Source organism: Pseudomonas sp. DW-iso3 (assembly GCF_058725305.1).
Genome location: NZ_JBZXDZ010000014.1, coordinates 43,517 through 56,584, shown reverse-complemented (window position 1 = coordinate 56,584; position 13,068 = coordinate 43,517). Strand labels below are relative to the sequence as shown.

Here is a 13,068-nt window from a genome sequence, read left to right as displayed (position 1 = left end):
GTCACTGCACCAACGGCGAGTCGGCGCCTTGCAGCGCGAGACCACGGATGTCCGCGGCGCCAATCAGGGTTTGCAGGTACTGCACCAGCGCCTTCTGCCACACCCCCTGCTGCAACTGGGTGCGAATGGCGCCCGCCACTGCTTCGTAAGGCAACGGCTGGCCTTCGATGCGCTGGTCGACGCTGATCACATGCCAGCCGTAACGGCTTTCCAAGGGCTTATCGGCCAGGCCGGGCGCCAGGGTAAACAACTGGCGCTCCAGCTCCGGCACGGTCTGGCCCTTGCTGATCTGGCCCAATGAGCCACCCTGGGCCTTGGACGGGCACGCCGAATACTTGAGCGCCAGTTCGGCGAAGCTGGCGGGTGTCTGCGCCAGGCTCAGCTGCAGGATTTCTGCCTGCACATGGGCCATCTGCCGTGCCTCGGCATCGTCCGGCGCGCATTCGAGCAAGATGTGCCGCACCGCCAGCAACGGTGCGCTGTGGAAGCGCCCTCGATTGCTTTCAAAATAATGCCGGCAGGTCGCCTCGTCGCACTGCGGCACGGTGATCTCGCGCTCCAGCAACAAGCGCGTGGCGGCTTCTTCTTCGTTCTCGCCGGGGGCGATGTCCACCGCCAGGCCCAACTCGGTGATGCGCTGTTGCAGCAGCTCGCGAATCACCAGCGCGCGAGCGGCCAGGTACACCGCGGCTTCGCGGCTTTCGGCAGGATGGTATTGCAGCTCCAGGGCCATCGCCTCGGGCGTGATCGACACGCCGTTGACGCTGACGATGGGCCATTCCTGTTCACTGCTGGCAATCAATTCAGGCTGGGTCATCATGTGTTCCTCACGACTTCTGCCGCACGATTTGATAACGACGGCCCAGGTACCAGACCGGCGCGCTGACCATGTGCACCAGGCGGGTAAACGGGAACAGCACGAACAGGGTCAGACCCAGCGCCACGTGGGCCTTGTAGATCAGCGACACCGGTGCAATCGACTCCGCCGCCTGCACTGGCCGCAGCAACACCACGTTCTGCGCCCAATCGGCGAGCATCACCATCACCGAGCCGTCCATATGCCCGGTGGAGGCCACAATGGTCAGCAAGCCCAGCAGCAACTGCGCGAGCAGTACCAGCAGGATCAGAATGTCGGACGCGCTCGACGTAGCCCGCACACGCGGGTCACTCAGACGACGCTTGATCAGCATCAGCAACCCCACCAGGCACAGCAGGCCGAAAAAACCGCCGGAGACCATTGCCAGCAGTTGCTTGTTTTCCGTGCTGATCACGTGGTGGTACACCGACGCGGGCGTCAGCAAGCCGACAAAGTGCCCGGCCAGCACAAACAGCACGCCGATATGGAAGAAGTTGCTCGCCACGCGCATGCCACGGTTGTTCAGCATCTGGCTGGAGCCGGCCTTCCAGGTGTACTGCGACAGGTCGAACCGCGCCCAACTGCCCAACAGGCAGATCGCCAGGGCCACATAGGGGTACACCCCGAATACCAGCAAATTCCACTTAGACATTACCCACCTCCCCGGCAGGCAGCACGGCCCGCCCTTCCTGCTGAAAATCCACCCAGTGCAACGGCACGGCGCTTTCTTCCCGCGCCTTGCCCGGAGCGCTCGGCAGCGCACTGCAACGGTCCTGCTGTTCGGCCTGCATGAAGTCCACGGCCTCTTCTTCCCACACCTTGTCAAGGGCTTCGAGGGAGTCGTCACGCGGCTCGGCAGCGACCTGGGCGCGCACTTCGGCCACCGCCTGGTGCGGCTCGGCGCCGGCGATTTGCAGCAGTGCCCGGAAGCAACTGGCATAGGCGCTTTCACGTTCTTCGAGGCGCGCCGCGAGCAACGCCAGCAAGTGCGCCACATCCGCCAGGCCCTCGCGGGCCTCGATGTCCTCGCGGGTGGAGAGGAACTCCAGGTACAGCGGGATGAAGTCGGGCAGCTCCTTGACGCCGATGGCAAAACCAGCCGCCTCGTACTGGGCCATCATGTCGACCATCGCCTGACCACGGTCGCGGGATTCGCCGTGCACATGCTCGAACAGCAACAACGACAGCGAACGCCCGCGCCCGAACAACGCGCCGTAGTGTTCCTGGCCATCCATCAGGTCGTTAGCGCAGATCAGCTCCAGCAGTTCGAACAAGGCGCCGCGTTGTTTGGGACTGATTTCCCGTGACTCGATAATCGCCTGCTCCAGCTCATCGCGGCCGCTCACCAGGTGTTCCGTGGGATAGTCCAGCAGCAGCGAGATCACTTTAAGAATGCGCATGGTTCAGTCCTCCCAGATCTGTACGGTTTTCAACACGTCGCGGCGGTTGGCCTTCTTCGCGCCGAACATATTGGTGTCGGAACTGCCGCTGCAGCCGCTGCCAAAGCTGAAACCACAGCCCGAACGCTCAGCGAAGGCATCGCTCATGGCGTCCTCGCGGTGGGCGCTTGGCACTACAAAGCGGTCCTCGTAATTAGCGATGGCCAGGTAGCGATACATCTCTTCCACTTGCGGCACGCTCAAGCCCACGTCTTCAAGGACTTGCAGGTCCTGGACGCCGTCCACCTGCTGGGAACGCTTGAAGGCGCGCATTGCCAGCAGGCGCTTGAGGGCACGCTTGACCGGCTTTTCATCGCCCGCCGTGAGCATGTTGGCCAGGTAACGCAAAGGAATGCGCAGGCTGTCCACATCCGGGATCACCCCATTCATGCCCACGGTGCCGGCAGCGGCGGCGTTCTGGATCGGCGACAGCGGCGGCACGTACCAGACCATCGGCAAGGTGCGGTATTCCGGGTGCAGCGGCAGCGCGAGCTTCCAGTCCACCGCCATTTTGTAGACGGGCGAGCGCTGCGCCGAGTCGATCACCGACTGCGGCACGCCATCGGCCAGGGCCTGACGGATCACAGCCGGGTCATTCGGGTCGAGGAAGATCTCCAGCTGTTTCTCGTACAAGTCGTGCTCGTTGGCGGTGCTGGCGACTTCGCTGATGCGGTCGGCGTCGTACAGCAGAACACCGAGATAGCGGATACGGCCGACACAGGTTTCGGCGCACACCGTGGGCATGCCGGCTTCGATGCGCGGGTAGCAGAAGATGCACTTTTCGGACTTGCCGCTCTTCCAGTTGAAGTAGATTTTCTTGTACGGGCAACCGCTGATGCACATGCGCCAGCCGCGACATTTTTCCTGGTCGATCAGCACAATGCCGTCTTCTTCACGCTTGTAGATCGCACCGCTGGGGCATGACGCTGCGCATGCCGGGTTGAGGCAGTGCTCGCACAGGCGCGGCAGGTACATCATGAAGGTGTTTTCGTACTCGCCGTAGATATCGGCCTGGATCTGGTCGAAGTTCTTGTCCTTGCGGCGCTTGGCAAACTCAGTGCCGAGGATCTCCTCCCAGTTGGGCCCCCACTCGATTTTCTGCATGCGCTTGCCCGACACCACCGAACGCGGGCGCGCGGTGGGCTGGTGTTCGCCCAGGGGCGCGGTGTGCAGGTGCTGGTAGTCGAAGTCGAACGGCTCGTAGTAGTCGTCCAGGCTAGGCAAGTCGGGGTTGGCGAAGATGTTTGCCAGCACGCGGAATTTGCCGCCGATACGCGGGTTGATCGTGCCATTGGCGTTACGGATCCAGCCGCCCTTCCACTTGTCCTGGTTCTCCCATTCTTTGGGGTAGCCGATGCCGGGCTTGGATTCGACGTTATTGAACCAGGCGTATTCCATGCCTTCGCGGCTGGTCCACACGTTCTTGCAGGTGATCGAGCAAGTGTGGCAGCCGATGCATTTGTCCAGGTTCAGCACCATGCCGATCTGTGAGCGAATTTTCATCTCAGTTCTCCTCGATATCGGTCGGCAATGGGCGTGGCAGATCATCGCCGTCGGAGCCATCGAGCCAATCGACCTTGGCCATCTTGCGCACCACGACGAACTCATCGCGATTGCAGCCGACCGTGCCGTAGTAGTTGAAGCCGTAGGCCTGCTGGGCATAACCGCCGATCATATGGGTCGGTTTGAGCACCACGCGGGTCACCGAGTTGTGGTGGCCGCCGCGGGTTTTGGTGGTCTCCGAACCCGGCACGTTCACGATGCGTTCCTGGGCGTGATACATCATCACCATGCCCTCCTTGACCCGCTGGCTCACCACCGCACGGGCGGTGAGCGCGCCGTTGACGTTGAAGCACTCAATCCAATCGTTGTCCTCGATACCGGCGCGCTGGGCGTCGATTTCCGAGAGCCACACGATCGGCCCCCCACGGCTCAGGGTGAGCATCAGCAGGTTGTCGCTGTAGGTGCTGTGGATCCCCCATTTCTGGTGCGGGGTGATCCAGTTCAGTACGATCTCGGTCTCGCCATTACTGCGCTTGCCCTTCACCCCTTCGATGGTGCGGGTGTTGACCGGTGGTCGATAGCTCATCAACTGCTCGCCGAATGCCTGCATCCACGGGTGATCCTGGTAGAACTGCTGGCGCCCGGTGAGGGTGCGCCATGGGATGTTTTCATGGACGTTGGTGTAGCCGGCGTTGTAGCTCACGTGATCGTCTTCCAGGCCCGACCAGGTGGGGCTGGAAATGATCTTGCGTGGCTGCGCCTGGATGTCGCGGAAGCGGATCGCCTCGTGAGCCTTGGGCAATGCCAGGTGGCTGTGGTCGATGCCGGTGAACTCCGACAGCGCAGCCCAGGCCTTGACAGCCACGTGGCCGTTGGTTTCCGGGGCCAGGGACAGGATCACTTCGGCGGCGTCGATGGCCGTGTCGATTTTCGGCCGCCCCAGGCTGATGCCCGCGTCGCCTTCGTGATGGTTCAGTTCACCGAGGAATTTCACTTCCTCATCGGTATTCCAGTTGATGCCCTTGCCGCCATTGCCGAGTTTTTCCAGCAGCGGGCCAAGGGAGGTGAATTTCTTGTAGATATTCGGGTAGTCGCGCTCCACCACCGCCATGTTCGGCGCGTTCTTGCCCGGCACCGGTGCCACACCGGCACTTTTCCAATCAGTGCCGCCGAAAGGCTGGGCCAACTCGCCGACGCTGTCATGCATCAGCGGCACGGTGACCAGGTCCTTCTCGACACCCAGGTGGCCGACCGCCATGGCCGAGAACGCCTTGGCGATGCCCTTGTAGATGTCCCAATCGGACCGCGACTCCCACGCCGGGTCGATAGCTGCCGACAACGGGTGGATGAACGGGTGCATGTCCGAGGTGTTCATGTCGTCTTTTTCGTACCAGGTGGCGGTCGGCAAGACGATGTCGGAATACACACAGGTGGACGACATGCGGAAGTCCAACGTGGTCACCAGATCGAGTTTGCCGATGGCACCATCGTCAACCCACTCGGCTTCGGTGGGCTTGCTTTCGCCGCCAAAACCGATGTCTTCGTTCATCACGCCGTTCTTGGTGCCCAGCAGGTACTTGAGCATGTACTCATGGCCCTTGCCCGACGAACCGAGCAGGTTGGAACGCCAGATAAACATGTTGCGCGGGAAGTTCGCCGGGCTGTCCGGTTGCTCGCAGGCAAAGCGTAGGGTGCCGTCCTGCCAGGCCTTGACCACATAGTCTTTGGGATCCATGCCAACAGCAGCCGCCTCACGGCAGATGTGCAACGGGTTGGTGTTGAGTTGCGGCGCGCTCGGCAGCCAGCCGGCGCGCTCGGCGCGGATGTTGTAGTCCAGCGCGTGGGTGGGGAACTGCGACTTGTCCGCCATGGGCGAGAGCACATCGTGCATGTTCATTTTTTCGTGGCGCCACTGCGAGCTATGGCCGTAGAAGAAGCTGGTGCCATTCATCTGCCGGGGTGGGCGGCTCCAGTCCAGGCCGAACGCCAGGGGCAGCCAGCCGCATTGCGGGCGCAGTTTTTCCTGGCCGACGTAGTGGGCCCAGCCGCCGCCGGTCTGGCCGACGCAACCGCAGAGCATGAGCATGTTGATCAGCCCGCGGTAGTTCATGTCCATGTGGTACCAGTGGTTCATCGCCGCACCGACGATGATCATCGAGCGGCCCTTAGTCTTGTCGGCGTTGTCGGCGAACTCACGGGCGATCTGGATGGCTTTCTCGCGGCTGACGCCGGTGATCGCTTCCTGCCACGCCGGGGTGCCGGGCACACTGGCGTCGTCGTAGTCCTTGGCAACGTTGCTGCCGCCCAGGCCACGGTCGATGGCCAGGTTGGCGGCCGACAGGTCGAACACCGTGGCGACCTTGGCCACGCTGCCATCGGCCAACGTCACGCTGTGCACCGGCACGCGGCGAAACTGCACGGCATCGCCCGCCACGTGCTGGAAGTGCTCGTGGGACTCGCCGGCAAAGTACGGGAAGCCCACCTCCGCTACGTCCGCCCCCATCAGGCTCAGTTTGAGGTCGATGGCGCGACCTTCCCCGCCTTCCTTGGCGAGGATGTTCCACTTGCCCTTCTCGCCCCAGCGATAGCCGATGGAACCTTGGGGCGAGACCAGCTCGCCGCTTTCGTCAAGGGCAATGGTTTTCCATTCCGGGTTATTGTCCTGGCCAAGGTTGCCCACAAGGTCCGAGGCACGCAGGAAGCGGTCAGGCTGGAACCCGGCGCCCGGTGCAAAACCGGTCACGGGCTTGAGCATCACCAGCACCGGCAAGTCGGTGAAGCGCTTGGCGTAGTCGGTGAAATAGGCGCTTGGGTGGTCGAGGTGAAACTCCTTGAAGATCACGTGATTGAAGGCCTGGGCCAACGCGGCGTCGGTACCCTGCTTGGGGTTGAGCCACAGATCAGTGAGCTTGGCCACTTCCGAATAATCGGGGGTGATGGCCACGGTCTTGGTGCCCTTGTAGCGCACCTCGGTGAAAAAGTGCGCGTCCGGTGTACGGGTCTGCGGGACGTTGGAACCCCAGGCGATGATATAGTTGGAGTTGTACCAGTCGGCCGATTCCGGCACGTCGGTCTGCTCGCCCCACACCATCGGCGAAGCCGGTGGCAGGTCGCAGTACCAGTCATAGAAGCTCAGACACACCCCGCCGAGCAGTGACAGGTAACGCGAGCCGGCGGCATAGCTGACCATGGACATGGCCGGGATCGGCGAGAAGCCGACGATGCGGTCCGGGCCGTACTGCTTGATGGTGTAGACGTTGGAAGCAGCAATGATCTCGTTCACTTCCTCCCAGTTGGAGCGGATGAATCCCCCCATGCCACGCTTGCTCTTGTAGGACTCGGCCTTGGCCTTGTCCTCGACAATGCTCGCCCAGGCGTCTACCGGGGTCAGGGTCAGGCGCGCTTCACGCCACAGTTTGAGCAGTGGCTTGCGAATTTTCGGGTACTTGAGCCGGTTGGCGCTGTAGATGTACCAGCTGTAGCTGGCGCCACGCGGGCAGCCTCGGGGTTCGTGGTTGGGCAAGTCGTTGCGGGTACGCGGGTAGTCGGTCTGCTGGGTTTCCCAGGTAATCAGGCCGTTTTTCACGTAGATCTTCCACGAACAGGAACCGGTGCAGTTCACCCCGTGGGTGGAGCGCACGATCTTGTCGTACTGCCAGCGCGAACGGTAGACGTTCTCCCAATCGCGGGACTCTTTGCGGGTCTCGCCGTGGCCCTCGGAGAACTCGTTTTGCTTGCGGTTGAAGAACCGCAGTTGATCCAGTAGGTGACTCATGATGCTTTCCTCATCAGGCGTGCCGTGGGGTGCGTTGCCCCGCGAGTTCGGGTCGGACTAGCAGGGTGTGGCGCAGCCTTTGCGGGCGTACCACCACCAGGTCACGACGATGCAGCTCAGGTAGAAACCGACAAACAGGTAGAAGGCCATGGCCGGGCTGCCGGTGGCGGCCATGGAACTGCCGAAGGATTTGGGAATGAAGAACGCGCCGAACGCGCCCATGGCCGAGCTGAACCCGAGCACGGCGGCGGATTCCTTGCTGGCGTCCTTCAAGGCCTGTTCACGCACGGCGGCGGGTTTGCCGACACTGGCTTTTTCGTGGAGGGTGCGGAAGATCACCGGGATCATGCGGAAGGTGGAGCCGTTGCCGATGCCGGTGGTGATGAACAGCAGCATGAACAGGCCGAGAAAACCGTAGAAGTTGCCGCCCTGCTGGTTCTGCGGCAAAAAGTGCAGCACGCCGAACACCATCACGATCATCAGCACGAAGTTCCACAGAGTCACTCGCGCGCCGCCCAGCTTGTCGGCCAGCCAGCCGCCCAGTGGCCGCACCAGTGCGCCAACCAGTGGGCCGAGGAAGGCGAACTTCAGCGCTACCACGTCCGGAAACGAGGTCTTGATCAGCAGCGGAAACGCCGCCGAGAAGCCGATGAACGAACCGAAAGTCGCCAGGTACAACCAGCACATCAGCCAGTTGTGCTTGCGCTTGAAGATCACCGCCTGGTCGCTGAACGACGCGCGGGCGCTGGATAGGTCATTCATGCCGAACCACGCCGCCACGGTGACGAGGATGATGAATGGCACCCAGATGAAGCCGGCGTTCTGCAGCCACAGTTGGCTACCGTCCGCCAGGGTTTGCGGTTGCCCGCCGATCAGCCCGAATACCCCAAAGGTGATCACCAACGGCACGCAGAACTGCATCACCGAAACGCCCAGGTTGCCCAGGCCGGCGTTCAACCCCAGGGCGGTGCCCTGCTGGGCCTTAGGGTAGAAGAAGCTGATGTTGGACATGCTGGAGGCAAAGTTGCCGCCGCCAAAACCGCAGAGTAAGGCGATCAACACGAAGACGCTGTAAGGCGTGCTCGGATCCTGCACCGCAAAGCCCATCCACAGTGACGGCAGCAAGAGCGACGCGGTGCTCAGGGCGGTCCAGCGGCGCCCGCCGAAGATCGGCACCATGAACGAGTAGAACACCCGCAACGTCGCGCCGGACAAACCCGGCAGCGCCGCGAGCCAGAACAACTGGTCAGTGGTGAAGCTGAAGCCAATGGCGTTGAGGCGCACAATCACCGTGCTCCACACCATCCACACCGCAAAGGCCAGCAAAAGCGCAGGGATCGAAATCCACAAGTTGCGGGTGGCGGTCTTCTTGCCGCTGGCGCCCCAGAACGCCGGGTCTTCAGGGCGCCAGTCGTGGATCACCGGCCCCGATTCGGGCTTTTGCGCGATAGACATGATCATTCTCCTTGGAGCGCTTGTTTGCCGAGCAACGGCTGTTTACGGATCTCGCTGATGTACATCCAGGTCAGGGAGACCCAGACCACGCCGTACATCAACATGAAGCAGGAGGAGCGCACACCGGTGAGGTCCACCAGGGCGCCGAATAGAATCGGCAGTACAAAGCCGCCCAGGCCGCCGGCCAGGCCGACGATGCCGGACACCGCGCCCATGTTCTGCGGGTAGTCATTGGCGATGTACTTGAACACCGAGGCCTTGCCGAACGCGAAGGCGATGCCCATCACGAACAGCAGCACGGTGAACAGGGTGGCGTTGAGGCCGAGATGGAAATAGACGGGCCCGTTGACGGTCATCACTTGCAACTGCGTCTGCGGATAGCTGAGCAGGAAAAGGCAGATCCAGCTCACCCACAGCACCCACCAGGTCACGCTGTGTGCGCCCCAGCGGTCGGACATCCAGCCGCCCACCGCCCGCAACACACCGCCAGGCAAGGAAAAACACGCGGCCAGCAGTGCGGCGCTTTGCAGGCTGAAGCCGTATTCCTGCACGTAGTACTTGGTCATCCACAACGCCAGGGCCACGTAGCCGCCGAACACAATCGAGTAGTACTGGCAGTAGCGCCACACAGCCGGGTCTTTGAGGCACAGCAGTTGCTGACGCAGGGTGACGCCGCCAGCACTGCGGTGGGCCTTGTTTTCGCGGGTGAGGAACCAGAACAACAGCGCGGTGACAAACAGGATCGCGCTGAACACCTTGGGCACCAGGTGCCAGGTGCCGAGGGCGATCAGCGCCGGGGCCAGAAATTTGGTGACGGCAGCGCCGGCATTACCCGCGCCGAACACGCCCATGGCAAACCCTTGGTTCTCTTTATCGAACCACTTGGCGACATAGGCGATGCCCACTGAAAACGAGCCGCCGGCCAAACCGACAAACAGGCCCAGCACCAGGAACTGCCAATACGCCGTGGCGTAGGTGATCAGGTACAGCGGCAGTACACAGGCGAGCATCAACACAAAGAACACGATGCGCCCGCCGAAACGGTCGGTCAGCAACCCCAGGGGCAGGCGCACCAGGGAACCGGTCAATACCGGGGTGGCGGCCAACAGGCCGAACTGGGTTTCGTTGAGTTGCAGCAGGTCCTTGATGGGCACGCCGAGCACGGCGAACATCATCCACACCATAAAGCAGACGGTGAAGGCCAGGGTGCTCATGCCCAGCACCAGGCCTTGTCTCATACGGGGTTGAGTCACGGTATGCGCTCCAGAAAGTGATTCCATGAGCGCAGGTTAGGGGCGACCCCCTCGCAGAACTTGACCCAGATCAACGAGGGCCGGTTGGGTATGGCGCTATGCTGGCCCCGTCTACCTCCAAGGAGGTAGCCCGCAAGACAAGAGAAAGCCTTTATTTATCAATGGATTGTTCTCTTGTGCCGGCTTTTGTCCGTGGGAGGGTTCGCCGGCAATTCTTTAGAGGTAGTGCGCCAGGGAAGGCCATCTCCCCCCCTTTCCCGCTCCAGGTGCGACCATGCTGCTCTGCTGCCCCCTTCAACTGTGCCGTCATGTTTGACTGGCTGCGCAGCTCCCTGCCCGCCCGCGCCGGTCTGGCGGTGATCCTGATTGCGATCCTGGCCCTGGCCAGTTCCCTCAGCGCCGGGCTGATCGCCTGGTTCAGCCAGGGCGACGCCGCCGCGATCAACACCGCGGGCTCGGTGCGCATGGAGACCTATCACCTCAGCTGGAAACTGGCGGCCGGTGCACGCCCGGATGAGGTCGCCGAGGTCAGCCAGAGCCTGCAACGGCGCCTCGACAGCCAGTCGCTCAAGGCGGTGCTCGAAGACGGCCCCCACAGCGCCCTGCTACAGAGCTACCAGCAGATCCAGCGGCGCTGGAACGACGAGCTGCGCCCGGCGGTGATGCGCGGCGATGCGGTGCTGTTCCAGGCCAGCGCGCCGGCGTTCGTCGAGCAACTGAACCAGTTCGTCAGCCTGTTGCAGCAACAGAGCGAGCACAAGCAAAGCTGGCAACAAGCGATCCAGGGACTGGCGTTGTTCAGCACCTTGATCATCCTGCTGATCGGCCTCTACGAGTTGCAGTACGGCGTGGTCACGCCCTTGCAGGAACTGGTGCACGCCACTCGGCGCTTTCGCGATGGCAACTACCAGACCCGCGTCAACCACCGTTCCGAGGACGAACTGGGCCAACTGGCCCTGAGCTTCAACGCCATGGCCGAGACCATCGAGGCCTCCCACCGCACTCTGGAAGCCCAGGTGCAGCTCAAAACTCTCAACCTGCAACAAGCCAATGCCGCCCTGGAATTGCTTTACCAGAGCAGCCGCAGCCTGGCCACGCGCCTGGCCAATGCCGAAGGCCTGGATGAACTGATCCGGCGCTTCCAGAAACGCCTGCCGGGCTTGCGCCTGTCGCTGTGCCTGCAAGGTCACTTCCTCGCACCGGCGCAGCAGATGCTGGCGCTGCATGGCGAGCACAGCCGCAACGTCTGCGCGATCGGCGACTGCGCGACGTGCGAACGCCACCACGCGGCGCCGCCAGAGGTATTCAGCATCAGCAACCAGGGCGCAGAACTGGGCGAACTCAAGGCGCACTTCCTCGACGGCCACCCCCCGCAGGATTGGGAAAAACAACTGATCCAGGCCCTGGCCAACCTGATCGGCACCTCGCTGTCTCTCAAGCGCCAGCGGGAACAGGACCACCGCCTGTTACTGCTGGAGGAGCGCACCATCATCGCCCGCGAACTGCACGACTCCCTGGCCCAGGCACTGTCCTACATGAAGCTACAAGTGAGCCGCATGCAGACCCTGATCCGCCGTGGCGAGCCCGTGGAAACCCTGGCCTGCGTCACCAGTGAATTGCGTGACGGCCTCAATAACGCCTACCGCCAACTGCGCGAACTGCTCACCACCTTCCGCTTGCAGATCCATGACGCCGGGTTGGTGCAGGAGCTGCGGGAGACCGCCGAAGAGTTCTCCCGCCGTGGCGAGTTCCAGGTACACCTGCACGTGGACGCCTTGGCATTCCAGCTGTCGGCCAGTGAACAGATCCACGTGCTGCAGATCACCCGCGAAGCCCTGTCCAATTGCCTGCGCCACGCTCATGCGCAAAATGCCTGGCTGCAACTGCGCCAGGTTGGTGAGACCGTGAGCCTTTGCATCGAAGACGATGGGCGTGGCTTCGGCGGCGACGTCGACCAACGCGAACACCACGGCCTGACCATCATGGACGAGCGCGCACGCAGCCTGCACGGCCATCTCGACATCAGCCCGCGTGAGCCCCAGGGCACGCGGGTGCAATTGCGTTTCCAGCCGGAATTTCTTGGCCACTCTCTACAAGGCACCGCCTCATGAACACCGCTATTCGCCACCGAATCCTGTTGGTCGACGACCACCCGATGATGCGTCACGGCATGCGTCAGATGCTTGAACTGGAGGACGATTTGCACGTGGTTGGTGAGGCCGGTAACGGCCAGGAGGCCCTTGATCAGATCGCTACGTTGCAACCGGACCTGGTGTTACTGGACAACAACATGCCGCACATGAACGGCCTGGAGACACTGCGTCGCCTGCGGGCCATGAACTATGCGGGGAAGGTGCTGCTGTTTACCGTGTCCGACGCGGAGGACGATATTCGTGATGCGCTACGACTGGATGCCAATGGTTATCTGCTCAAGGACATGGAACCGGAGTTGGTGGTGGAGTTCATCCGTGATGCCTTGCAGGGAGCCTTGGTGATCAGCCCTGGCTTGACCCGCGTACTGGCCCAGGCATTGCGTTCGCCGCAGCCGCATGCGGCGGTGGAGCTGACTGAGCGGGAGCGGCAGGTGTTGAGGACCATTGCCGGGGGGTACAGCAATAAGGTGATCGGGCATAAGCTGGGGATTACCGAGGGGACGGTGAAGGTGCATGTGAAGAATGTGCTGCATAAGCTGGGGTTGAGGTCGCGGGTGGAGGCGGCGGTTTGGGCGATGGAGCATCTGAGGCAGGCGGGGTGACAGGGGCTTGTGGGCATATCCGTTATTGGGGT

Annotated in this window: 9 protein-coding genes; 2 read left to right on the top strand and 7 right to left on the bottom strand. The window is 62.4% G+C overall.

The genetic code is table 11. From position 1 onward, the window contains the following. Window position 1 precedes the first annotated feature (1 nt). Genes AC4PS7_RS28890 through AC4PS7_RS28860 form a run of 7 tightly spaced genes read right to left on the bottom strand, consistent with a single transcriptional unit; the run spans window position 2 to window position 10,281 of the window. Complete coding sequence (locus tag AC4PS7_RS28890) at window positions 2-817, bottom strand: peptidylprolyl isomerase (RefSeq protein WP_010209833.1); 816 nt, start codon at window positions 815-817, stop codon at window positions 2-4. A 10-nt stretch (window positions 818-827) separates the two neighbouring features. After that, complete coding sequence (gene narI / locus AC4PS7_RS28885) at window positions 828-1,508, bottom strand: respiratory nitrate reductase subunit gamma (protein WP_010209832.1); 681 nt, start codon at window positions 1,506-1,508, stop codon at window positions 828-830. Further along, window positions 1,501-2,256 carry a nitrate reductase molybdenum cofactor assembly chaperone gene (gene narJ, locus AC4PS7_RS28880; RefSeq protein WP_010209831.1) on the bottom strand — a complete coding sequence of 252 codons (756 nt, stop codon included), beginning with the start codon at window positions 2,254-2,256 and terminating at the stop codon, window positions 1,501-1,503. Before narJ ends, narI begins: the two co-directional genes overlap by 8 nt. A gap of 3 nt (window positions 2,257-2,259) precedes the next feature. Beyond that, entirely contained in the window at window positions 2,260-3,798 is a 1,539-nt protein-coding gene (narH, locus tag AC4PS7_RS28875; RefSeq protein WP_010209830.1) for a nitrate reductase subunit beta, read from the bottom strand. Between the two features lies 1 nt (window position 3,799). Beyond that, the gene (locus tag AC4PS7_RS28870; RefSeq protein WP_044287319.1) at window positions 3,800-7,573 is read right to left on the bottom strand and encodes a nitrate reductase subunit alpha; all 3,774 of its coding nucleotides are present in this window, start codon (window positions 7,571-7,573) and stop codon (window positions 3,800-3,802) included. Between the two features lie 57 nt (window positions 7,574-7,630). Then, window positions 7,631-9,028 carry a NarK family nitrate/nitrite MFS transporter gene (locus AC4PS7_RS28865; RefSeq protein WP_029529119.1) on the bottom strand — a complete coding sequence of 466 codons (1,398 nt, stop codon included), beginning with the start codon at window positions 9,026-9,028 and terminating at the stop codon, window positions 7,631-7,633. A 2-nt stretch (window positions 9,029-9,030) separates the two neighbouring features. Beyond that, entirely contained in the window at window positions 9,031-10,281 is a 1,251-nt protein-coding gene (locus AC4PS7_RS28860) for an MFS transporter (protein WP_492179877.1), read from the bottom strand. 308 nt (window positions 10,282-10,589) lie between these two features. Here AC4PS7_RS28860 and AC4PS7_RS28855 point away from each other — a divergent pair, with 308 nt between their 5' ends. Together AC4PS7_RS28855 and narL are read left to right on the top strand one after the other, a co-directional pair. After that, window positions 10,590-12,392, top strand: a complete 1,803-nt coding sequence (locus AC4PS7_RS28855) for a HAMP domain-containing protein (protein ID WP_021492292.1) — start codon at window positions 10,590-10,592, stop codon at window positions 12,390-12,392. Next, window positions 12,389-13,036 (top strand): two-component system response regulator NarL, encoded by a 648-nt coding sequence (gene narL / locus AC4PS7_RS28850; protein ID WP_010209820.1) that lies wholly within the window; start codon window positions 12,389-12,391, stop codon window positions 13,034-13,036. The genes AC4PS7_RS28855 and narL overlap by 4 nt, the downstream gene beginning before the upstream one ends. Window positions 13,037-13,068 lie beyond the last annotated feature (32 nt).